Raw genomic sequence first — 24,334 nt, 5'->3', positions numbered from 1 at the left:
TTGATAAAGGTAAGTTTATGAAAACAATTCGTATTGGTTCCGGGGCTGGCTATGCCGGCGATCGCATCGAACCGGCCGTAGAACTGGCTCAAAAAGGCGACATTCAGTATCTGGTATTTGAATGTCTGGCAGAACGTACGATCGCCATCGGCCAAAAGCAAAAGCAGCAAAATCCAGAAAAAGGCTACAACGAGCTGCTGGCAGACCGTATGCACGCCGTGCTACCGCTCTGCCTGGAAAAAGGTATCAAGATCATCACTAATATGGGATCGGCTAATCCTGTCGCCGCCGGTCAGCGCGTATTGGAAATCGCCAAAGAACTCGGCGCAGACAAACTGAAGATTGCGATCGTCACCGGTGACGATGTGCATTCAGTTCTGATCGCACAAGATTCCAAATTGGATGAGATTGGCCAGCCTGTTTCACGCTGCGGTAAAGACATTCTTTCCGCCAATGCCTATCTGGGTGCGGATGCGCTGGTTGAAGCGCTGCATCAGGGTGCAGACGTAATTATCGCCGGTCGCGTTTCCGATCCGTCTCTGTTCCTGTCCGCGATGATGTATGAATTCGGCTGGGCTGCCGATGACTGGGATCGTCTGGGTAAAGGCACCTGCCTCGGACACCTGCTGGAATGCGCAGGTCAAATTACCGGCGGTTACTATGCCGATCCCGGCGTTAAAGATATCCCCAATCTTGACCGCCTTGGCTTCCCAATTGCAGAAATCACTGAAGATGGCAGCGCCGTGATCACCAAGGTTGAAGGTTCCGGCGGCTGCGTCTGTGTGGATACCTGTAAAGAACAGCTGCTGTATGAGATCCACCGCCCGGACAGCTACATCACCCCGGATGTGATTGCCGATTTCAGCCACGTCACCTTTACGCAGGACGGTGAGAACCGCGTACGTGTACAGGGCGCAACCGGACGGGCAAAAACCGACACGCTGAAAGTGTCTGTCGGCTATCAGGATGGGTTTATCGGTGAAGGCGAAATTTCTTACGCCGGCCCCGGTGCGGTGGCGCGTGGCCGTTTAGCGCTGGATATCGTCAAAGGGCGCTTTGCGCTGTGCCAGATCGATTTTCAGGAAGTGCGCTATGACCTGATCGGCGTTGATGCCCTGCACGGCGCACAGCGGTCGCAAAGCAGCGAACCGTATGAAGTTCGCGCTCGCGTCGCAGCACGCTGCACCTCCAGAGCGCAGGCGGTGAAAGTAGGCAATGAAGTTGAAACGCTCTATACCAACGGCCCGGCAGGCGGCGGCGGTGTTAACAAAGCGGTGAAAGAAATACTGGCGATGGATTCCACCCTGCTGTCTCGCGCCTGCGTCACACCAGCCGTTGATTATCTGGAGATTAAATAATGAAACTGCGTGAAATTGCTCACTCTCGTACCGGCGATAAAGGAAATACCTCCAATATTTCGCTGATTGCTTACCGTGCGGAAGATTACGACGTGCTGAAAGAGAAGATCACGGCCGAAAAAGTAAAATCCTGGTTTGCCGATATCGTGACGGGTGATGTCGTCCGCTATGAGTTACCCAGCATCGGCGCACTGAACTTCGTCATGTATGGCGCACTCGGCGGCGGCGTTACCCGTTCGCTGGCGCTGGACATGCATGGCAAAGGACTAAGCTCAGCCATACTGGATATCGATATTTAATTCGATAACAGGGAACAGGTGGAGTTATTCAATTCCCTCTGTTCCCGCTAAATAACGTACATGCGCCGCCATGATTAGCAGATATTTATTTATCTGCGGGGATTCGTGCGGCCATTTTTCAGAGCAACAACTTTCAGAGTCATTATTTAAGAGTAAATATGCAATGAACAATAAAGTCATTGATGCCAGCCATTTCCGTTCTTATTTATTTGACGGAATGACAATTATGTTCGGTGGTTTTATGGGCGTCGGAACACCGAAATTATTGGTAGATGAAATCATTAAATCCGGCGTCTCTGATTTAACGCTGATTGGAAATGATACCGGATTTGTTGATACCGGCGTTGGGCCGTTAATTGTCAGCGGTCAGGTAAAAAAACTGATTACTTCACACATTGGTACGAACCCGGAAACCGGGCGCCGTATGCTCTCCGGGGAACTCGACGTAGAGTTGGTGCCACAAGGGACGCTGGCGGAACGTATTCGCAGCGGCGGCGCGGGCTTAGGCGGTTTTTTGACGCCAACTGGCGTTGGCACCATCGTCGAAGAGAATAAACAAAAAATAACCATTAACGATATTACCTATTTATTAGAACTGCCACTTAAAGCAGATCTCGCCCTATTACAGGCCAGCATTGCCGACACCAGCGGAAATCTTATTTATCACCTCACCGCACGTAATTTTAACCCGCTTATTGCGCTTGCAGCGAAGAAAGTCGTGGCGCAATGCGAGCAGGTTATTCCGGTTGGTCAACTTGCGCCGGAATGTATTGTCACCCCAGCGGCGCTGGTCGATCACCTTTATTTGGGAGAGAAATAATGGATGCGAAAGAATTAATCGCCCGCCGCGTCGCGCAGGAACTGAAAAACGGTGACGTGGTGAATTTAGGCATTGGCTTACCCACCAAAGTGGCGAATTACGTGCCGCACGGCATCGAAGTCACTTTCCAATCAGAGAACGGCTTTTTGGGACTCGGCGCGGTTACCGAGCCGGATGGCAATCTGGTTAACGCCGGTGGTCAGGCATGCGGCATGGTGCCGGGTGCTGCGATGTTCGACAGCGCCTTTTCCTTTGCGCTGATTCGCGGTGGCCATGTCGATGTCTGCGTGTTGGGCGGTTTGCAGGTCGATGAACATGGCAACCTCGCCAACTGGATGGTGCCAGGAAAAATGGTGCCCGGTATGGGCGGCGCAATGGATCTGGTTGTCGGCGCCAAGAAGGTCATCATCGCACTTGAGCACTGCGCCAAAAATGGCGATGCGAAGCTATTGCATCAGTGTACCTACCCACTGACCGCCGCCAATAAAGTCAGCATGGTCGTCACTGAACTGGCGGTCTTCCAGTTTATCGATCGGCAAATGGTGCTGACCGAAATCAGCGCTGACATCAGCGTGGACGAACTGCGCCAGAAAACCGAGGCGAACTTCATCGTGTCCGCCGATTTAACCCCCTTCAGTATTCATTAATCGAGGCGACCATGAACGACTCTGTTGTTATTGTTAGTGCCAAACGTACCGCAATTGGTAAATTTGCAGGCAGTCTGGCCAATACGTCCGCTATTGAGATGGCATCAGCCACTATTCGTGACTGTCTATCGACGCTGCCGGACACGTTGGCGATTGATGAAGTGATTCTCGGCAACGTGCTGCAAGCCGGTCTGGGGCAAAACCCCGCGCATCAGGCGAGTCAGGCCGCCGGTATCGCCTTTGAAACACCCTCGCTGACCGTCAGCAAAGTATGTGGTTCCGGCTTAAAAGCGGTTGTGCTGGGTGCGCAGTCTATTCTGTCTGGAGATAACCAGGTCTGCGTGACGGGCGGGATGGAAAACATGAGTGCCGCGCCTTATCTGCTGGAAAAAGCACGCCACGGTTACCGCATGGGGGATGGCAAGCTCGTTGACATCATGATTAAGGATGGCCTGTGGTGCGCGTTTAACGATTACCACATGGGTACCACCGCGGAGAATATCGCCGAGCGCTATCAGCTCACGCGGGAAGAGCAGGATCGGGTGGCGCTGGCATCGCAGCAGAAAGCGGTCGCCGCGATTGAAGCGGGTCGCTTCAAGGCGGAAATTACCCCGCTGTCACTGCGCAGCAAAAAAGAGACGCGGATTTTCGATCGGGACGAATTCCCTCGCGCAGACACCACGCTGGCGTCGCTGGCGGCATTACGTCCGGCATTTTCTGCGAACGGCACGGTTACCGCAGGCAATGCATCCGGCATTAACGATGCGGCCGCGACGCTAGTGTTAATGCGTGAGTCGGAAGCGAAAAAACAGGGCATTACCCCGCTGGCGCGCATCCGTAGTTGGGCCTCTGCCGGCGTGCCGAGTGACGTCATGGGACTGGGACCGATTCCGGCGACGCAGAAAGCGCTGCTCAAGGCTGGATTGACAATTGGTGATATTGACCTGATCGAGGCCAATGAAGCCTTTGCCGCACAGTTCCTAGCGGTACAGCGCGATCTCCAGCTCGACCCAGAAAAAGTGAACGTTAACGGCGGCGCGATTGCGCTGGGTCACCCTATTGGTGCAAGCGGTGCGCGTATTCTCGTCACGCTGGTACATGCGCTGCACAGCTATAACAAAACGCTGGGGTTGGCAACGCTGTGCATCGGCGGTGGTCAAGGTATCGCCATGATCGTTGAACGCGTTTAAACGGGATTATTTCTGCGAAAACGACAAAGGCCGTCGAGCGGTAGTAACGGATAGATCGTAAAGACGCTGTAAACACCTATATGGACGCTCGGCTTGCGCGGATATGAATCTCATCCCTGAGATTCACCCTTTCAGGGCCGTCGCAAGCGACGTTCAAAAACGTTCCTGACGTTTTTGTCCCTGCCGCAAACGCTTTACTCTTCTATTCCGTTACTCCCGTTTTCGTTCGGTGAATAGATTTGTCAACGGTTAGACTGCTTTGTTAGTGCGACATGCTTTGAACAAAAATAACCCAACACCTCGGTTAAAACTTCTCCCAATTCGCATTTGATGAGCCAGCAGATGCGGGTTTGGGCAGCAGCGATGTCGGTAATGCAGCAGGAGACGGCACGCCCTCGACACGATGTGCCTGCGCTGTCGCCGGGTTAATATTGAACACCTCAACCGCATTCTGCAAAAACCTGGCCTGCTCTTCCAATGCCGCAGCGGCAGAAGCCGACTCTTCAACCAACGAGGCATTTTGCTGCGTGACGCGATCCATTTCATTGATCGCCTGCCCGACCTGATCGATACCCCGGCTTTGCTCATCCGATGCTGATGCGATTTCGCCCATAATATCCGTTACCCGGCTCACGGCACTGACGATTTCCTTCATCGTATCGCCCGCGTCTTTCACCTGCAAAGAACCGGTATTAGCGCGGCTAACCGAATCATCAATCAGCGCTTTAATCTCTTTTGCGGCCTGCGCACTGCGCTGTGCCAGCGTGCGCACTTCGCCCGCCACCACGGCAAAGCCGCGCCCTTGCTCCCCGGCGCGCGCAGCTTCAACCGCCGCATTCAGCGCAAGAATATTGGTTTGGAAAGCAATACCATCAATTACGCTGGTAATGTGGGCAATTTTCCGTGAGCTATCAGATATCTCATCCATTGTTTTCACGACGTTATTGACCACAACGCCACCTTTGTTCGCCGTCTCCGACGCATTTTTTGCCAGCAACGTGGCCTGACGTGCATTGTCTGAGTTTTGCTTCACCGTTGAGGTCAGTTGTTCCATGCTGGCAGCGGTTTCCTGTAGCGAGGCGGCCTGCTGCTCCGTGCGCGAAGACAGGTCATTACTGCCCGCGGAAATTTCACTGGCACCCGCATGGATAGAGTGGGAACTGTCGCGCACCAAACTCACGGTGCGAGTTAATGACTGCTGCATATGGTGCAGCCCCGCCGCCAGTTGGCTCATCTCATTACGGCCACTGGTATCAATATGCTGCGTTAGATTACCTTCGGCAATGGCGCTGATATGTCGCATGAGCGCGCGCAGCGGATGTAAAAGGATGCGCTGCAACCCGATCCAACTGAGGATAATCACCAGCACGACAACCACAGAGAGTGCGCCTAAAAGCCACAACATCGTTTCAAACGCGACGTGGTTTTCCTGTAAGCCATCGTCCGACAGCTGGTTTTGCGCCGCACGCCACGTAATATAGGCGTCCTGCATCGCCACGTTAAACGGCGTCGCCCCGCTGCTCAATTTCATCGCAGCCCCCGCTAACCCACCGGAAAGCGAATCCACAATATCATTCAGCAGCTTATTGTAGGCGGTATAACTCGCCTCAAGTTTTTTAGATAATGACTCATCCAATCCAGGCGTATTAGGCAGAGACAAATAGTATTTATAACTACTCTCTGAGGCGGCCAATTGCGATTTGGCTTGCTGTAAGAGTGCCTGCATAGCCTCTTTATCCGCATTCCCCATCATCATATTTTGTATAATAGATCCGATAGCGATGCGTGTCTGATTCATCATAATCCAGGCATCAGTAAAGGCGGCCACATTCTGGTTAGAGCGTTGGGAAACCAGGAAGCTGTCTCTATCGTTCATCAATGCCCGAACGGATAGCGCCCCCGTTAAAAACTGAGATATTCCTAGAACAAACAAGAGAATAACAAGAATGGTAATGACTTTAATACGCTTAAACATGGCACACCCTCTTTTTCCATAAGGATGTGATAGTTATATCCGAAAAAAGAAGGTAAATATTGAACACTCAACACAAATAAAAACATTGCCTATATTATTTAACATCCCGATATGGATGATATTATTTTTAATATGGATAAAATCTCATTCCTAAAACAATAGCCTCTCATTTGAATGAGACAGTAAAAAACGCTCAATAAGCTATTCCTATGGAATAAACCCTCAATCATTCAAATAACGTGGTAAAACATTCATTGGTTGAACGGCGTAAAGCGTTGGTTCTTTAAAATCCGTCCATAGAAAACCGGGTATTTAAAAGAAACCAACGCACAGGCAACTCGAAGTATGACGGGTAGAGCGGGAGATATTTTTATTTGAGGTAAGCCAATGCCTGTTTCAGCATCCGTTCATCAATGCCGTGCCCAACGCCGGGTATACTATCCACCGTAAACGACGTCCCCAGTTCCTGAAAGCGATGAGCAGCAGCGTGCGCATGCCCAACCACAATGACGCCGTCCGCTTCACCATGAATCAGGTGTACCACGACATCGGCAAATGCAGTCTCCGGTAAAACAGCAAAGCGACCGCTGAAAGCGATAATGTGCCCAGCGAGTGAGGCTTCGGACTTCAACGCCTCCAGCGACATAATGCTCCCCTGCGAGAACCCCACCAGTACGGTGTGTTCTGCACTAATGCCGCTTTGCTTCTGCCAGTGGCGCACCGTATCAATAAAACGCGGCAGGTTGGCTTCAATACGGGATAATCGATTCTCTTCCGTCACGCTCTGGACAGAGAACCACTGCCGTCCATCGCCATAGCCAGTACTAAACGGCCCAGCAATACTGACCACCATCGCCTGCGGTAATGCAGCAGCAAAATAGCGCCCAATTTGCGCCATACCAGCCGCGGTATCACCCACGCCATGAAACAGCAGGATTAAGCGATTCGCCTCCGAGGGCTGCTGAACAACAATATAATCTTGATTCATGTTTCTCTCCTGACGTCGTGCACCGAGCGCATCATCTGCCGACATTCGTCATAAAATACGGTTAATTCTCACTATACGCCGCACGCTGACAGGAGAAATCGGGAATTACTGAACGAGATGTTCCATTTTTTGCAATGACAGGGAGGGATACCCTACGCCCTGTCAGTGCGGTTTGATGATGCGGATCGTTGAGGCTGGATCGTTCACCAGACAACGTGCCGGACGCACAGGCCGTTTGACCAGCTCACCACCGCAGTTCGGGCAGGCGTGATGAAATACGGCATCCGCACAGGCAGGACAGAACGTGCATTCATAGGAGCAGATATACGTTTCGGCATCCGGCGGCAAATCACAATCGCAGCGTTCACAGTTAGGGCGTAATTCCAGCATCGGCTTATCCTGAATCAGAAAAAGAGAAGCATTGAGTCTACACCGCTTACGCTCTGCTTTTGCCATATCCAATTCCAATAAAAATACTGCACCAATACGCTGACGCTTTTTATGACTCATCCCACAAAGAGAATGAAAGCGAAATAATCAGCCATTTTTCCAAGGTTATTACTCCCGAAAAACGGCCAACACCATTATTCGCCACTAGATGACACCTGTTATTTCATCCCTACGTCACTCGGAAGGGCGTTTTTATCTCTTATATTTTTCCCAGAGAAACGACTATGGCACATAAGGACAAACGATCATTGACTTTATCTCGCGCGAGAAAACCGTTATTTCAACGCTCGCTGCTCGCGGCGCACATTGGGCTAGCTGTACTCGTACTGGCAGGGTGTACGGGGAATGGAGGCACGGGAGTAAATATTATTTCCCCTACCGATACGGTGTCTCCCACACCACCAACGACTCCACCAACACCTACGCAACCAAACCCCACATCCGGGGCGGTGAAAGTCGGTATTATCGACTCCGGTCTGGAGGCTGGACGCCCAGAGTTTAATTATAGCAATGTGCAATTTTCTTCTTTTGTCGGTGGTGGCACACAACTGAATGACAATCAGGGTCTTAACGGTCATGGTACTCTGGTTGCGCTTGCTGTTGCTGGCCTTTCAACGGGGATCAACCCTGGGGGTATTGCACCAGACAGTGAGCTTTATATTGCGCAAACATCGCTCAATAACCGTTTTAACGATCAAGACACCACCTCTGCGGTTAGCTGGCTGCTCGATTCAGGCGTGAAGATCATCAACATGTCCTATGCCAGCGATGAGCGATTAACCACGACGACCGAACTGAATAATGCCCGTAACAGCTTTAATTACCTCTTAGTCCGTAACCAACTCGCAAACATTGTTAGCGCCGAAGCACTGAGTATTGTTGCCACGGGGAATAACGCGACATCAACCCCCTCGCCCAATACCCAGATCCCCATTATTTTTGACGATGCCTCGCTGCAAAGAGGTATTTTAGCCGTGACGGGTTATCTTCCCGACTGGGTTGGCAACGAAGGCACCACGCGCCCTGCCGAGCTCTATCGCTTCGATGCCTGCGGTAACGTCGCGGCATACTGCATGAGCGCACCGGGCTATGTTGATTATCCCGCAGAAGAAAACACTACCCTGTATCGCAGTGAAGGCACATCGTTCGCCGCACCGCGCGTCGCTGGCGGTGCCTCACGGGTGCTGGCGACTTACCCGTGGATGACTGGATACAACCTGCAACAAACCTTACTCACGACTGCCACCTACCACACCGATGCGTATACCCAATACGACCCAGATAATTCAGGCTACCAGAGAGATGAAAACGGCAACTTAATAAGAGATGAGAACGGCAACTTAATTTTCCATCGTGCAGTCATCCAGCACGCGGACACGGCGAACGGTCGCCCTTATAACGACACCTTCGGCTGGGGCGATCTCAACGTCGATAACGCGATAAAAGGCCCGGCGATGTTTTATGCCGATAATTTCACCGCCCGTTTAACCGCAGGCGACTACACGTTCGCTAACGACATCAGCGGCGACTACGGCCTGATCGTTAATGGTGCCAGCAATGCCGGCGGTATTCTGCGTCTGACTGGCAACAATACCTATAGAGGCGATACGCAAATCACCGCCAACAGCCTATACGTTGATGGCGCGATCGCCGGTAACGCGGCGGTATCCGGCTCCGGCACACTGGCAGGGAGAGGACGCATTGGCGGTAATGTGAGTAACACAGGCACCGTTGCCACCACCGCAGAAGGTGGGCTGACCGTCGCAGGCAATTATACCCAAGGCAACAACGGCCTGCTGAGCGTAACGCTCGCCAATCCGTTCACCGTTGAAGGCAGCGCGGCGCTGGATGGCACATTGCGCGTTGGCTTGCCCAGCAATACCTACATCGTCCAAACGCAGGAAACCCTGCTGCACAGCAATCAGGGGATCAGCGGTACGTTTCGCACCACCGATCTTGGGCTATTCCTGACGGGCAATCTGACTTACGGCAGCAACGACGTGACCGGCGCATTCAGCCGCTTGAATACCGTAGATGCAGTCACCAGCAGCGGCTTACAAAGCGCGGCACAGTTGCAGACCGCTGCCAATATCGAATCGGCGCTACAGGTTGCCGACCGCTGGTCAGCGTTGTCCTCAACCAATGAGCAGCAATCCGGTTTACTGGCGAAAGCTGCCGCCTTCCAGCAGTTAGGCAGCGCGAGTGCCGCAGCCGTTGCACTGGACTCATTGTCTGGTCAAGCACACGCCTCCAGCAACGCGATTCTGTTTAACAGCCTGGATTATCAGAACCAACTCCTGAACAACCGACTGGATCTGTTAGGAGACGGGAAAAACTACGGGCTGTGGATTGAAACCGGTAAGCTGCGCGGCGACCTGAAACAGTCCGGCTATCTGGGCAGCCATTATGATATCACCCTGACGGCCATCGGTACGGACACCGACTTCAACACGCCGGGATTACGCGCCGGGATTGCCTATACCAACAGCCAAATCAAAGCTGATTACGCCGGCAGCGGCGGCAGCAGCGAGAATGAGCTGCACGGGGTGATGACCTACGCACGTTATAACCTCACGCCAGAATGGTATGTTCAGGGCAACCTGAGCTATCAGCACGGCCGCGATAAGCTGAACCGTTCGATCCTACTGAATAATGTCGAAGCCGTTTCCAGCAGTACCTCAAGCGATAGCTGGCAGAGCCTGCTCAAAACCGGTTACGAATGGGCGCTCAACGATATCTTTAGCGTACAGCCCTATGCAGGACTCAAATACAGCTACCTGTCCACCGGCGGTTTTACGGATACCGGCAGCGCATTCGGTCTGACGGGGGAAGGCAACGATTATTCCCGTACCGTCGGTCTGACAGGGCTTAACCTGCGCGCCCTGCTGCAATGGAATCAGGGATGGTGGAGCAGCATCGGCATTAACGGTGAGTACCAACATGCGTTTACCAATCCATCGCTGGATGTGACGGCACGCTGGAGCGGTTTGGGTCGCGAAGGAGAACGCCTGGATATTCCCGGTATCCGACTGGACAAAGACTCCCAGTGGGCAGGCGTGAGGCTGGACGTGGGTAAAGCGGCCGATGCCCGTTTCTTCCTGCGTGCTGACAAACACTTTGCTGACCGGGGTAACGAAGAGGTGCTGCGCGGCGGCGTCGACGTGTCCTTCTGATAGTCCATGACGCCGACGGTATCATCCGTCGGCGTCAACGCGATCTCTCCCTTCTCACTTAAAAAACGCGCTATATTCTTGGGAAAATACCGTCACTATTTTCAAATCTCGTTGTTCCTACAACATCAGCCACCACGATTCTGCACCATAAAGAAATAAAGAAATGACACAGGACAAAAATGAAATCTATCGGCTCGTGAGTGAGCTGTTGCGCGGCATCCAACATGGCGATCCGGCTACTCTGGTGAATTTTGGCGTAAGCCCTGCTATTTACGAAGAGATTATTGAGGAGTTGGATAGCGCGGGGGAAAACATGGCTGAGCTGACGGTTCCGTCTTACGACGTTGCTTTCACACCCGATAAAACAGGAAGAATTCCTCTCTACTGTTATGCGATGGATACCATCCCGCAGCAAATAAGAATCGAGTGCCAGCTCTGGTCTGGAAAGAAAAAGACCGAACTCACGTTAATTGCCGATTACCCAGACAAACAGGGAAAAGCGCCTCTGATTTTCCGGCTCTTAGAGACGCAATAACCTGTCTATGCTCGACGAACCGATCGAGCATTCCTGTGATGATTTAACACATCACAGGAACTGAGCAACCCACACCACGAGTTTCAGAAAACATCATTCACGACGTCAGGCAAAACCGCGATCGTTAAACTCGCTATCCGAAGCTTGATGAAACGACGCTTCATTGCCAGTCTGACCTTCCCTGTCATGCTCGTGACGCCCTCCAGTTGGCGGTGTCAGATGCAGATGATGAGTATGGAAAGTCGCCAACGTTTCCCGGTGCGCCACGCTGATAATGGCGCTGTCAGGTAAGCTCGTCACCAGCGCCCGATAAACCCGCTGCTCGGTTTCTGGATCGAGCGCACTGGTCGCTTCATCCAGAAAAATAAAGTCGGGCCGATGCAGCAACGTGCGGGCTATCGCCATTCGCTGCTGTTCACCGCCGGATAGCCGCTGCTGCCAGCGATCTTCATTCTCTAACTGCGTGACCATATCCGGTAATTCACTGTCCACCAGCGCCTGGCGGCACTGCTCGTCGGTAAAATCTCGCACGTTGCCGGGGTAGCATAATGCCGCTTTCAGCGTCCCTGTCGGGAGATAACTTTTTTGCGGTAAAAAGAGATAATGGCCGCTGCGAGGACGCACAATCTCCCCCGTACCGTGCTGCCATAGCCCGGCACAGGCACGCAGCAGCGTGCTCTTGCCCACACCGGATACGCCGTTCACCATCCAACGTTCACCCGGTAAGATCTGCCAGTCGTCTAGCGCCGTCAGCGCGCGCCCATCCGGCGTTAACAGATTCAGCGCCCGGCAGGAGAACCCCGGCACATCCAGCGCCGTCACACGGATAGGGGATGGCGACTGCACACTTTTGTTCAGCGCGAATTCCATATCTTGCAAACGCTTCGCCAACGCCAGCCAACGTGTAAAGGACTGATAGGCTTGCATAAAATAACTTAGCACCGAGCCCAGAGAACCGTAAGCCATCTGAATCCGTGTCAAATCGCCAAAGGTGATCTCGCCGCGTAACAATTGTGGCAATGCTAGCAGCGTCGGTAACGGAGAGAGGAAATGGCTAAACAGGCTCTGCCCAAACGACACTTTGAAGCCGCGCAGCAGCACAGACAGCGCATTATCACGCACGCGGGCAAACCGCTGCGCGAGCCGATCCCCTTCCCGATTACCGCCTTGATAAAAGGCAATCTGCTCTGCATTTTCACGCAGTTGAACGCCCAAAAAGCGGAAATCGCCTTCCGCATTCTGCTGATTCATATTCAGCTTAATCAATGCCTTACCAAGCCAGTGCGAAAGGGCAACCTGAAGGACATATTCGATATAAAGGGCATAGACCATATAGCCCGGTATCGCCCAGTCGCTGCCCATAAATGAGAAGCGTAATACGCCAGACACCGACCACAATAGCGCGGTGTAGGTAACGGTACTGATGACAACCGAGAGAATATTGAGAAAAAAATTCAGCGAGGCTGACACTAGCTCATTCACGTCATCGGCAATGCGCTGATCGATATTCGGCAGTACCCCTTCCCTTTCTATTTGGTAATAAGCCGATGTACTCGTCCAGCGTCGGATATAGTGGAGCGTCATCCAGGTGCGCCAGCGCAATGCCAGATAGCCTTGGCCCAGTACGTTTACCCATTTCAGCATCATGGCCCCTAAGCCAAGTATAAAGCTGAAGATAAATAACGGTTTTATTTGCTCCCAATCCACCCCAATCAGCGCATCAGTAAATTTTCCGGCGACACGGTTTGCCTCCACGCTAATGTAGGCTGTCCCCAGATTGATGCTAATAATCATGGCAAGAATCAGCAGCGCCAGATACTTCTCTGACGTCAGCCAATAGGGCACCAGAATCTGGGCGATGCCCGGTCTTGTCGTACTCATCTCTCTCACACTCATGCGCCGTGCCTACCTGCTGATTCGTCTGGATGGCCACACTGGCCATCCGTTAGACGGGTTATCAGAACGAGTACGTTCCGGTGAGACGCCATGTCCGCCCCTCTTTCATACCGATATACAACGGCGTCGTGCTGGTGTAGTAGATATCGCGATCGAAGACGTTATTGGCACCAAAAGTGACTGACCAGATTGGCTGGCGATAAAAGACGGTGACATCGGTTGAAGCCTGGCTGCCGATCGAGAAGTATTGTCTTCTATCTCCATTTTCAGTTTTTGACGTTCCGCTAATACCGGCAGACGCACCAAAGCCCTGATAACGCCCAGATTGGACCTCATAGGAGGTCCAAATATTACCGGTATGGCGCGGCGTGTTGGTCCGAATCCCCACGTTATCCGGATCTTTACTGGTGGAGTAGGTGTAGCTGGCTGAGACATCCCATCCCGGCAAGAGTGAGCCATTCAAATCGATATCAAAACCTTCGCTCTTTCTCCCCGTGGAGGCGATAGGAAAGCCGTTACTGTCCGTTACCCTCAGGTTATTTTGTTCAATATTGAATACCGCCGTCGTCAGCGTCAGCTCATCGTCCAGCAGGCTAAATTTCAGCCCCGCTTCCTTCGATTGCCCGGTGGTCGGTGGAAGTTGGACTCCTGAGCGCGTAATGGCTGCATTCCCGCTAAAACTGTTCAGTAAATTGGCGTAAATCGTCACATCTGGCGTGATATCAAAACTGACACCATAGTTAGGAATCCATTTACTGGCGGTGTAGGTCGATGGAATTGTGCCGACCAGATACGCGTTATTCCACGTTGAGCGTTTAACCGAGAGCTGGAAATGCAGGCGTTCAAACACATCGATCTGATCCTGAAACAGGAAACCGCTCTGGATTAATTTCGTAGTGTAAGACCGAAAACTTGGTTCGCCGATACCTGGATAGTTCAGAGAGTCTGAGTTAAAGATATTGCCATCAGTTAACAGAATAAAATCATTATCGTAGCTGGCAAAGCGCTCGTGCTTATAGTCATGGCCGAACAACAAGGTCTGTGTGACAGGCCCGGTCTCGATTTTCCCCCGGATATCATTTTGTAGGCTAAACGTCTGATTGGTGGATTTATAGGCTAACGGATGGCTGATCTTATCGCCGTTAGGCATGATATCCAGCGTTTCATTCATCTTCATCTGTGACGAGGTGCTTTGGAAGCCCGCTTTACTATTGAATGACCAGTCATCCACTAATTTGTGTTGCAATTCATAGTACGCATTCGTCGTTTTTGCTTTATTGTGATCGTCTTTATCGCCCAAACGATATTTGGGTAATTGCTGAATACCGCCGTTTAGATAAATCGTGCCAGCCGGGCCAGAACGTCGACTTTGGCTGGTTTCCGCCCCAAACGTCAGCGTGGTGTTGTCATTTTTCCAGGTCAATGCGGGTGCTAAATAATCACTGTGGTTACCGTTAAAATCGGGGAAGGAATTGCGTGATTTCATGCTCGATACATTGAGACGATAGCTCCAGGATTTGTCATCCGTAATCGCATCACCGACATCAACGGCAGTTTTGATTTCACCGTAGCTTGCCGTTTCAACTTTCACCCGACGTAGCGGCTCCGTCACTGGCTTTTTCCGCACCACGTTGATCGTCCCCGCCGCAGAGCTGCTCCCGGCCAGAACCGACTGTGGCCCTTTCAGCACTTCAACACGCTCAACCCCTTCGATCTCAGTCCCGCGCCCAATCCCCGCATTGCTGGAGCCTGACAGCCCATCGGTTGCGCCGGAGGTAACGGCATAACCACGAATCCAGTAGGTGGGATCGCCACGGTTCGATTTTACCGTCACCACGCTGCCTGAGTTTTTCAGCACATCCTCCAGAGAGGTCGCCTGACGTTCAGTAATCAATTTATTACTGATGACCTGCACCGACTGCGCCGTTTGCTGTAACGAGGTGCTAGTGCGCAAGGCTGAAGACGAGGTGCCAGGGTTCAATACCGTTTCATCTTCGCTACCTGCGTTGACAGTAATCGCAGGCAACGCGTTATCACTGGCCTGCGCCACTTCCGCATCGTTGGCACGGGAAGAAATAATGGTCAGCGTACCGTTATCGGTGGTCGTTAATAACAACGGCGTTCCTTGTAATAAACGCAAAATGGCCTGACGCGTGGAGTAGTTGCCATTCAGCGCGGCGCTTTGATAATTCGCCACCAGCGCAGGATTAAATGAGAGGGTCTGCTGACTTTGGTTGGCAATTGCCAGTAACCCTTTTTGCAGGTCACCAGCCGGAATAGAAAAGGCAATCGTGTCGTTTTCACCCGCTGCGTAGACAGCAATCGGTATGGTTGTCGCACCGACGAATAAAGCGGTATTGATCGTCAATATTTTGGTAAGAAGCAGGCGTTGCTTAAAACCCAGCCCCAGAGCGGGAGAGATACCATCTCGTTTTTTCATATTTCCCTCGTCAATTGCTTCAAAAAATCAGTTTTTATTGGTTTCCGTATGATTTGTGCAATGACGATGAAAAAGTGACAGCAATAATCATTTTTTTTTATGAAGTAAATTTCATCTGGCAATAATCGACCTGATTAAAAAGACGCCGGCTCATTTTTCTCCCCAAATAAACCGGTTCGTCGTCATTCAGGCTGGCCCGCAGGCAAGGGAGAGTCTATCTGGAGCCCCGATTTGTTTACTTCACCATGCTCTTTCGTATTACCCCCCAACTGATTTTTTTTACAAATCTCTCAGCAACATAACAATTTTAAATAAACATATAAGAAAATCGTTGTTTGACTCTTCCGTTTTTTGTCTTAAAAACGCAATACAGAATGCTCTTATTCGGGAATAACGATTTTCCCTGTATTAGCAGCTTCGGGGTATCCCGGTTCAAAGATTGTCTGTTTAGGTTATGGTTTATGTTACTGAGGATGCTCCATGTATACCGAGTCTGTTAAAAAAACCGACTTACTGTCGCTTATTTTTCGCAGCGATTATCGCTGGTTAACGGACAGATTACGCCGCCGTATTGCTTACGGCTGTGAAGCAGAAGACGTCGCCTCAGAAGCATTCTTACGTTTAGCGTCACTACCGGATCTCGCCAGCGTGCAGGAGCCACGCGCGATGCTGACCACGCTGGCTAAACGAGTGCTGTACGAAAACTGGCGTCGGCGCGATCTGGAAAAAGCCTATCTCACGGCGCTGGCGAGTAAGCCAGAATTTCACCACCCATCGCCGGAAGACCAACAGCTATTAATGGAAGCGCTGTTGACTATCGATCAAGCCTTGGACGGGCTTTCTACCAATGCACGGCGGGCTTTTTTGTACAGCCAGCTTGATGGTATGACCTACGCTGACATTGCCGAAAAGCTCGATGTTTCCGTCAGCATGGTAAGAAAATATATCGCCAAAGCACTAACCAACTGCTATCTGGCAACACAAGACAGCAGTGATTTATAGGTGAACCGCATGGCCAGAAGACACATGGATGACCCGATTGCCGAACAGGCAATTGAATGGATGGTACTGCTGCGTTCCGGTGAAGCAACGCAGACCGACTATGACGATTACCGCCATTGGCGAGGTGAAAACGTTCTGCATGAGCGTGCCTGCCAGCGCATTGAGAAAACGCTGGGACAATTTCAGCCGCTTCTCGCCGCGTTACCCAACGACCCGATTCGTCAGGCGTTGTTAGCGCCGTCAGGTCGGCGAAAAGTGTTGCAATACGGATTAGGTATGGTGGCTATCGCCTCGTTGAGCAGTCTATTGCTCAATCAGCACTACCCGCTATCGCCGCTACTGTCTGATGTGAAAACCGCGACAGCACAGCGCCAGCAAGTGCCACTCAGCGATGGCAGCACGCTCACGCTCAATGCGCGTACCGCCGTCGACGTTAATGTACAACCCGAGAGCCATGCACGTCAGGTCGCCCTGCACACCGGTGGCATTTTCGCGGAAATCAAACCCGATACCCAACGACCCTTCGTTATCGCGACCCAAATGGGTGATATTGTCGCCCTCCAGGCCAATGTGAACGTGCGCTATGAAAGCGGCGGCATCCACGTCGGCGTACTGGATAACATCGCCAAAATTACCAACCGAGCCGGGCAAAGTCTGCGCCTTAATGCGGGTCAGGGCGTATGGTTCGATGACGCGACGCTCTATCAGGTCGCTATTACGCCAGAATCAGAAATAGCGTGGCTGAAAGGTCGACTGGAAGTCCGCGATCGTTCACTCGCTTCCGTGATTAATTCGCTACGTGACTACACGCCAGGCGTCATCAGGCTCGATCCTGCCATCGCTGATTTACGCGTCAGCGGAAATTTCCCCCTCAATGATATTAACTACACGCTGGATTCGCTCGCGCAAACCATGCCTATCGCTATCGTGCACACCACAGATTACTGGATTCACATCCGTGCTATCAGGCACGGGTAAAAAATTCACGCTATGTGGTGACACTTTTTCTGCCTCGTTGCACATCATTAATAAAGAGTATGACGATTGGTCGGCTAATGTCGCCAACACAGTAAGCTAAGAGCAGTAGGGGAAAACGTGCAACAGGCATCCGTGCAACACCTATCGTTAAACGCGCGCGCTGAGGCGACTCCCGCAGCACGGTATGAAAACGTCACCACGCTGTCATCACTAAGCGTCGGGGCATCTACTCAGAGAGAAACCAGCAGGATCGCCATCAGCTTTCTGGCGGTGGCGTTGATCCATGCTGGCGTTGCAGCATGGATCATCACTCGCACCACCGAATATAAGCCGATCAACCTGCTTAATCCGGCTGCCAGCGTGAGTATTCAGGCCTCGATGGTTGAAGCCCCAGAACCCGAGCCGGTTCCCGTACTGTCACCGGAACCGCCGGTACTCACATCGGAACAAGGCGAACGTGAAATTGCGCCTGTCGTGGAAAAAACGATTGTTGAACAGCAAGAAACACCGCCACCACCGGTCAAGAAAGACGTCCCGAAACCGCCCGTAAAACCGGTGGTTAAACCGCAGCCCGTCCGGCCAAAAACGACGGCCGAGCGTCAGCCTGCCGCGCCCCCAGCCCCAGAAAGCGTGCCAGCTGTACCTGATGCCACAGCAGGGGCGCTCACCAGCGCCAGCAAAGGCAATATGATGCAGAACACACCCGGTGCGCAGCCCAAACAGGTGGCGTCCGTTGGCTGCATCGTGCCACAGCCGGATTACCCCCGCCGTGCTAAACGTCTCCAGCAGGAGGGCGACGTGCTAGTACGTCTGGTCATCAGCCCGGAAGGCCGCTTAATTCGGCACGATATTGCTCGCAGCAGCGGGGTTGAGGCGTTAGATCAGGCGGCTATGGATGCCGTCGCGCAAGCACGTTGTACGCCTTATCGCGAAAACGGACAGGCAATCACCGTCATGACCGTTCAGCCCGTCAACTTCCGATTGGCTCGTTAACACACAACTCGCGTCGAAATGGCATCACACGCCGTTTCACTGACGCCCCGAATCAGTCTATTGCACAAGAGGTCACACATGAACACGTTAGATATTCAACATTTTTGGCAGCAGGGCGATGCAGTTACCCACTCGGTAGCGATTATTTTGCTGATCATGTCGCTACTGTCATGGACCGTCATTCTGGTGAAAGCGCGGCAGCTATTGACACTGAACAAGAGCGTTCAACACAGCCGACACGCTTTTTGGCAGGCCACAAACCTGCAAGAAAGTCTCGGCCAGTTTGGTAAACAACACTTTAATCCGTTCCGTGATTTGGTGGTTGAAGGCCACGCGCTGCTGAAACACCCGCATAAATTCTCCTCCACGCTGGGTGGAAACGTCGATCTCAGCGACTGGCTGGTACGCGGCCTGAGCAACACGCTGGACACCAACGCAGGAAAACTGCAATCCGGCCTGGGAACCTTGGCGTCTATCGGCAGCACTGCGCCGTTTATCGGCCTACTAGGCACCGTCTGGGGTATTTTCCACGCGCTGCAAACCATCAGCACCATCGGCCAGCCCGATCTGGCACAGGTTGCCGGCCCCGTCGGCGAAGCACTGATCATGACGGCGTTCGGCCTGTTCGTCGCAATCCCCGCCGTATTAGGGTTTAATGCGATCAACCGCCGTAACCGCGTCGTTCTGCATGCCATGAACCGCTTTGCCCACGACCTTCACGCTTATCTGCTGACTGGCGCACGTGTCGAAACCAGCCTCACCGATCTGAACACGGCGATCCCGCATGAATCATCTCATCCCGTTGAGCGCTCAGCCTGAAGAGGAACACTGCAATGAGTATGTCATCCCCGTTTGAAAGTCAGGACGACGCCCTGCTCAACGATATCAACATGACGCCGTTTATTGATGTCATGCTGGTGCTGCTGATCGTATTTATGATTACCCTGCCGGTCATTAACCACGCCGTCAAAGTGGAACTGCCGCGCGCCAGCGTTGAGAAAATCACGAAAGATCCGCAAGCCGTGGATATCGCGATTACCGCAACAGGGCAGATTAACTGGAATAAAGAAGCGGTTGATGATGCGCAACTGCTCGCCAAACTCGATGCCGCCTCAGCCGAAGGCACTCATCCGAATATACGACTGTTTGCCGATCAGGCCGTCGAGTATGGTCGAGTCGCCTATGTCATGACCAGTGCTCAGCAGCGCGGCCTGAGCAAAATAGATTTCGTCCTGCAACCGGTCAAAGCCCCCTGATTTTTCCTTCCCCGCAGAGGCTAACGGCCTGCCGTCAGCTTCTGCGGACCACATCCCCCCTTGCCTCTTAGCATCTCGTAAAAAAGTCTCGCCTCGCGCTGACGCTTTTCTGTCTTCGTTGCACATCATGAGTAGAACACTGCTACGCATGGATACCCAATATGCCTTCTCTTGATGAATCTCCCGTTCTTGCTACGCCGCAATCTGGCACGCTCCAATCGCTGGCCGGAAACGTGCTGGACCTCGCTGCCGCAAAAGGCGCAAGTCAGGCAGTCGTCAACGTTTCTCAGGGAAACCGCCGCACGATCCGCGTCAGAAAGGGTGATATGGATACGCTGACGCAAAATCAGAGCCAGTTTCTGTCCGTTACGGTTTACTTTGGTCAGCGTTCAGGCACCGTGTCATCCACCTTGTTTAGTCAGGAAGCCTTGCAGGACGCCGTTGATGCCGCCAGTACGCTGGCTAAATATGCGGATGAAGATGCGTGTAGCGGCCTGCCAGAAGCCCAGTATTTCGCCCGAGACATTTACGATCTTAAACTGCACCACGACGACACGCTAACAGTCGAGCAAGCGCTGTCACTGGCATTGCGTGCCGAGCAGGCCGCCAATACCGCACACGAACACAGCTATAACGAGAGTACGGAGATTACCTCACAGCAGGGGGACTTTATCCTGGCAAACTCTGCGGGTTTTTGCGCGGGCTACCCCACCTCGCTGCACACGCTGTGGAGTCAGGCCATCGCCCGTGACGACACGGCACGTCAGAAAGGATTCTGGCACACCACGGGACGATCGCCAGCATTCCTGGCAACGCCGGAAACGGTCGGGCACACCGCCGCACAACGAGCCATCGCACAGTTAAAGGCACGTAAACTCTCTACCCGACGCTGCCCTGTGTTGTTTGAAGCGCCCGTCGCGCACAGCCTGATTCATCATCTGGTCAATGCGCTCAGCGGTCAGTCACTCTACCACACTACGTCATTCTTAGGCCGGTGTCAGGGAGACACCATCACATCACCGCATCTCAGCCTGCATGAGAACCCGTTTATTCCAGGGGCGCTGGCCAGCGCCTGTTTTGATACCGAAGGCGTCGCAGCCTCCGCTCGCCACGCCATTCTCAACGGCGTCGCACAAGGCTATTTTCTATCAAACTACAGCGCCAAACGGCTGGGGCTCTCCCCTACCGGCCATGCTGGCGGAGCGTATAACCTGTCGCTTAGCAGCAGTTTGACGCATCCCGGCGACGATCTGCCGACGCTACTGCGCACTATGCAGACAGGTCTACTGGTCACCACGTTGCTGGGGCACGGGCTAAATCCGATGACGGGCGACTATTCACAGGGCGTGGCGGGATTTTGGGTCGAAAACGGCGAAATTCAGTATCCGGTCGATGAGATCACCATTGCAGGCAACCTGAAAACGCTGCTCCTGCAATGCGTCGCTCTCGGTGCGGATATCCACACGCAGGGCAACCTCTCCTGCGGTTCCCTATTGATTGAAGAGATGCAGATCGCCGGGCAGTAATCCCACATCGCGTCACAGAAACAGGATCATCATCATGGCAATACACGCTTCCAGAGCGGGAGTTTCGCCTGCGCTGTCGGCATTTTCGCTGGAAACGGCGGAGATAACGCACGCGCTGAACCACATCATGCAGCGTCAGGTGGACTATGCCGATCTCTATTTTCAGCGTCGCCAGCAGGAAGGCTGGCAGCTCGAAAATGGTATCGTGCGCCCGACAGGATTCAGCCGCGATCAAGGCGTTGGCGTTCGTGCCGTCAGCGGTGAGAAAACGGCATTCTCCTACACCAATGATCTGCGCCCACAGGCCATTCTGCAAGCCGCCAACACCGTCAGGGAAATCAGCCGACAGGGGCAAACGGCTAGCGTCGCGCTTCCCGCGTCTTTACCACACGGGGCCACCACACTTTATCCGTCAAATAACCCGCTGCTTGCCGTGACCGAAGAGCATAAGCGGCAATTGCTGTTTTCGATCGATCGTCAGGCGCGCGCACGTGACCCACGCGTGACGCAGGTAACGGCCTACCTGAATGCTTCGCATGAGACCATTCTCATCGCCCGCCACGACGGCAAGCTAGCGACGGACGTTCGCCCGTTGGTTAATCTGTTCATCAGCGTCGTCGTGGAACAGCAGGGCCGCAGAGAGAATGGGTCCAGCGGCGGTGGAAGACGCCTCGACTACGGTTTTTTCGATGAAGCAGCCATCACTCACTGGGTGAACCGAGCGGTCGATCAGGCATTGAATAATCTGGATGCGAGCCCCGTACCAGCAGGGACGTACAGCGTAGTACTCGGTGCTGGCTCACCCGGCATTCTGCTGCATGAAGCCATCGGACATGGGTTAGAAGGCGACTTTAACCGCAAAGGCAGTTCCGCTTTTTCCAACTTGTTAGGGGAACGGGTTGCCGCACCGGGAATTACCGTCGTTGATGATGGCACGATCGCCACCCGCCGGGGCTCACTGCATGTAGACGATGAAGGCACGCCATCACAGTGCACGACGCTAATTGAAGACGGCATACTACGCGGTTATTTACAGGACAACCTCAACGCCAAACTGATGAACACCGCATTAACGGGCAACGCACGCCGTTCCTCCTACTCTGCACTGCCGCTGCCACGTATGACCAACACCTACATGCTGGCGGGACAGTACCCCGCAGAAGAAGTGATTGCCTCTATCAAAAATGGCCTCTATGCCGTCGGTTTCGGTGGCGGGCAGGTGGATATCAGCAGCGGCAAGTATGTCTTTTCTACCACCGAAGCCTACCTGATTGAGAATGGCAAAGTGACCCGTCCCGTTAAAGGCGCGACGCTAATTGGTCACGGGCCAGAAGCCCTGCTGCACGTCTCAATGGTGGGCAACGATCTGGCGTTGGATGACGGCAATATCGTGTGCAGTAAAGAAGGACAAACCTTGCCCGTCAGCGTCGGACAACCGACGCTGCGCATCGACAACATGACCGTAGGGGGTTCGCAGTAAACCCCGCCTACCCTATTTATTTTTAAAGATTTTTAATGGAGACACTATGTCCAACGCCATTGTTACCGTCAGCGATACATCGCTGGATACGCTACTCGCGACTCACGACAAGCCCGTTTTGCTTGACCTCTGGGCTCCCTGGTGCCAGCCCTGTAAAGCGCTGGCACCCCTGCTGGACACCCTCGCCGATAGCACGCCAGACAATTTGACCGTGGCCAAGCTGGATGTGGAGCAATACCCCGCGTTCATGCGACGCTTTGGCGTGCGCGGTATTCCCACCCTACTACTGTTCAAAAATGGACAGGAAGTTTCACGACAGATCGGCGTAAAAACGCTGGCTCAGCTACGCGGCTGGCTGGAATCACACCAGGTTGCGATACAAAAAACCACACAACCCCTGGCAGATGCCAACGTAGCGTGGGGGACGTTTTATGGCGATCCGTCGCTGCGCGATTTTTTACACCAGCGTCTGCACCAACACGCTATCAATAGCGACATCCAGCAAGCCTACGCCCCTTACTGGCAAGATAATAAAGGCACCATCTCCGCCGTGCTGGCGCACAGCGCGGATATTCGCATCTTTGAACGTTTAACCGGGTTTCCTGCCGCGCTTGGCCTGCTACTGGAAAAACTGCCCTGCACGACGCCAGCGCAGGTTGATGCATTCTTTGATGCAATTGCCCCTGGAAAAGCGGTAGAGGGCATCGCACTACAATGGCTGCATCACTGGTTAAGTAACAACGGAAATCCGTGGAGCGAGTGGCTAGCAGACGGCACACTAAATGACCTACGCCAGCAGTGGTTGCAGCGCGTTGCACCGCTGTTGGCTGGTGAAAGCGTGACCGAAAGCGAATGGGCCGAACTGCACCAGCAGACCGCTAACCTGGCAGAAGCCACCACCAGCGAGCAGGGGATGGAGAAAAGCCTGGCATCGCTATTGTCTCACCTTTCTCCTCCCCCAGCGCCCTCTGATGCGGAGAGCTGGCGAGGTATCTCTGTGCAGCTTGGCTTTACGCTGTCGCAGATACTGCAAATTCAAGAGGGCTGGAGTGCCGAAGAACGAGCAACACCCGCCAAACGCGAACTCTGGTTTGAGAAACAGGAAGATGCCACGCCCAATAAGCAGCTAACGCGTGAGCAAATCACCCAATTACGTGAGCAATGGCTTCAGGAAAATCCGGTGTTTTCCGCCAAAGAAGAGGCATTTCATCAGCGTTATCCCGAGCTGATCGAAAATCAGAAAACCCCCTTACAGGAAATACTCTGGGAATTACTTCGTCGCGCCCCCGCCTTCAAATCGCAGTTGGACTGACGCCACAGTCTGCGTT

The 24,334-nt window shown here is 53.1% G+C and carries 20 protein-coding genes; 15 read left to right on the top strand and 5 right to left on the bottom strand.

Features of this window, described 5'->3' with window-relative positions; genetic code table 11:
• The first annotated feature begins 17 nt into the window (after positions 1-17).
• The 5 genes from EDI29_RS01585 (at position 18) to EDI29_RS01565 (ending at position 4,314) form a co-directional block, all read left to right on the top strand.
• Positions 18-1,358: an acyclic terpene utilization AtuA family protein gene (locus EDI29_RS01585; RefSeq protein WP_137739447.1), complete on the top strand. Its 1,341-nt coding sequence runs from the start codon at positions 18-20 to the stop codon at positions 1,356-1,358.
• Positions 1,358-1,657, top strand: a complete 300-nt coding sequence (locus tag EDI29_RS01580) for an AtuA-related protein (protein WP_005976252.1) — start codon at positions 1,358-1,360, stop codon at positions 1,655-1,657. The genes EDI29_RS01585 and EDI29_RS01580 overlap by 1 nt, the downstream gene beginning before the upstream one ends.
• Before the next feature lie 163 nt (positions 1,658-1,820).
• Positions 1,821-2,477 (top strand): acetate CoA-transferase subunit alpha, encoded by a 657-nt coding sequence (atoD, locus tag EDI29_RS01575; RefSeq protein ID WP_137739446.1) that lies wholly within the window; start codon positions 1,821-1,823, stop codon positions 2,475-2,477.
• A complete protein-coding gene (locus EDI29_RS01570) occupies positions 2,477-3,124 on the top strand; it encodes a 3-oxoacid CoA-transferase subunit B (protein WP_137739445.1) in 648 nt (215 codons plus the stop codon). The genes atoD and EDI29_RS01570 overlap by 1 nt, the downstream gene beginning before the upstream one ends.
• A gap of 11 nt (positions 3,125-3,135) precedes the next feature.
• Positions 3,136-4,314 carry an acetyl-CoA C-acetyltransferase gene (locus EDI29_RS01565; protein ID WP_137739444.1) on the top strand — a complete coding sequence of 393 codons (1,179 nt, stop codon included), beginning with the start codon at positions 3,136-3,138 and terminating at the stop codon, positions 4,312-4,314.
• Positions 4,315-4,618: 304 nt separating this feature from the next.
• Here the strand turns inward: EDI29_RS01565 and EDI29_RS01560 are convergent, their stop codons facing one another.
• From EDI29_RS01560 to EDI29_RS01550, 3 genes are all read right to left on the bottom strand, one after another.
• Positions 4,619-6,289, bottom strand: coding sequence for a methyl-accepting chemotaxis protein (locus EDI29_RS01560; RefSeq protein WP_137739443.1), 1,671 nt, complete (start codon positions 6,287-6,289; stop codon positions 4,619-4,621).
• Between the two features lie 370 nt (positions 6,290-6,659).
• Positions 6,660-7,277, bottom strand: a complete 618-nt coding sequence (gene ypfH, locus EDI29_RS01555) for an esterase (RefSeq protein ID WP_137739442.1) — start codon at positions 7,275-7,277, stop codon at positions 6,660-6,662.
• A 162-nt stretch (positions 7,278-7,439) separates the two neighbouring features.
• Positions 7,440-7,667: a DUF1272 domain-containing protein gene (locus tag EDI29_RS01550; RefSeq protein ID WP_137739553.1), complete on the bottom strand. Its 228-nt coding sequence runs from the start codon at positions 7,665-7,667 to the stop codon at positions 7,440-7,442.
• Positions 7,668-7,975: 308 nt separating this feature from the next.
• Between EDI29_RS01550 and EDI29_RS01545 the strand changes: the two genes are divergently transcribed.
• Positions 7,976-10,900: an autotransporter domain-containing protein gene (locus tag EDI29_RS01545; protein WP_395303213.1), complete on the top strand. Its 2,925-nt coding sequence runs from the start codon at positions 7,976-7,978 to the stop codon at positions 10,898-10,900.
• A 163-nt stretch (positions 10,901-11,063) separates the two neighbouring features.
• Complete coding sequence (locus EDI29_RS01540) at positions 11,064-11,435, top strand: hypothetical protein (protein ID WP_137739440.1); 372 nt, start codon at positions 11,064-11,066, stop codon at positions 11,433-11,435.
• A 105-nt stretch (positions 11,436-11,540) separates the two neighbouring features.
• Here EDI29_RS01540 and EDI29_RS01535 read toward each other — a convergent pair whose 3' ends face one another.
• Both EDI29_RS01535 and EDI29_RS01530 read right to left on the bottom strand, forming a co-directional pair.
• A complete protein-coding gene (locus tag EDI29_RS01535) occupies positions 11,541-13,331 on the bottom strand; it encodes an ABC transporter ATP-binding protein/permease (protein ID WP_137739439.1) in 1,791 nt (596 codons plus the stop codon).
• 61 nt (positions 13,332-13,392) lie between these two features.
• Positions 13,393-15,771: a TonB-dependent siderophore receptor gene (locus EDI29_RS01530; RefSeq protein WP_137739438.1), complete on the bottom strand. Its 2,379-nt coding sequence runs from the start codon at positions 15,769-15,771 to the stop codon at positions 13,393-13,395.
• A 480-nt stretch (positions 15,772-16,251) separates the two neighbouring features.
• On the opposite strand from EDI29_RS01530, the gene EDI29_RS01525 reads away from it, so the two are divergent.
• The 8 genes from EDI29_RS01525 (at position 16,252) to trxA (ending at position 24,318) form a co-directional block, all read left to right on the top strand.
• Entirely contained in the window at positions 16,252-16,773 is a 522-nt protein-coding gene (locus tag EDI29_RS01525; protein WP_137739437.1) for a sigma-70 family RNA polymerase sigma factor, read from the top strand.
• Between the two features lie 9 nt (positions 16,774-16,782).
• Positions 16,783-17,751 carry a FecR family protein gene (locus EDI29_RS01520; protein WP_241664875.1) on the top strand — a complete coding sequence of 323 codons (969 nt, stop codon included), beginning with the start codon at positions 16,783-16,785 and terminating at the stop codon, positions 17,749-17,751.
• Positions 17,752-17,868: 117 nt separating this feature from the next.
• On the top strand, positions 17,869-18,744 hold the full coding sequence (locus tag EDI29_RS01515) for an energy transducer TonB (RefSeq protein ID WP_137739436.1): 876 nt from the start codon (positions 17,869-17,871) through the stop codon (positions 18,742-18,744).
• A gap of 78 nt (positions 18,745-18,822) precedes the next feature.
• Positions 18,823-19,563: a MotA/TolQ/ExbB proton channel family protein gene (locus EDI29_RS01510; protein WP_137739435.1), complete on the top strand. Its 741-nt coding sequence runs from the start codon at positions 18,823-18,825 to the stop codon at positions 19,561-19,563.
• A 14-nt stretch (positions 19,564-19,577) separates the two neighbouring features.
• A complete protein-coding gene (locus EDI29_RS01505; protein WP_137739434.1) occupies positions 19,578-20,000 on the top strand; it encodes an ExbD/TolR family protein in 423 nt (140 codons plus the stop codon).
• Between the two features lie 161 nt (positions 20,001-20,161).
• A complete protein-coding gene (locus EDI29_RS01500) occupies positions 20,162-21,526 on the top strand; it encodes a metallopeptidase TldD-related protein (protein WP_137739433.1) in 1,365 nt (454 codons plus the stop codon).
• Between the two features lie 34 nt (positions 21,527-21,560).
• On the top strand, positions 21,561-23,006 hold the full coding sequence (tldD, locus tag EDI29_RS01495) for a metalloprotease TldD (protein ID WP_137739432.1): 1,446 nt from the start codon (positions 21,561-21,563) through the stop codon (positions 23,004-23,006).
• Between the two features lie 46 nt (positions 23,007-23,052).
• Positions 23,053-24,318 carry a thioredoxin gene (gene trxA / locus EDI29_RS01490; protein ID WP_137739431.1) on the top strand — a complete coding sequence of 422 codons (1,266 nt, stop codon included), beginning with the start codon at positions 23,053-23,055 and terminating at the stop codon, positions 24,316-24,318.
• The last annotated feature ends 16 nt before the right edge of the window (positions 24,319-24,334 follow it).

Source organism: Pectobacterium polonicum, assembly GCF_005497185.1.
GTDB lineage: Bacteria > Pseudomonadota > Gammaproteobacteria > Enterobacterales > Enterobacteriaceae > Pectobacterium > Pectobacterium polonicum.
Note: the sequence above shows the minus strand (reverse complement) of the source record. Positions and strands in the feature narration are given on the sequence as shown.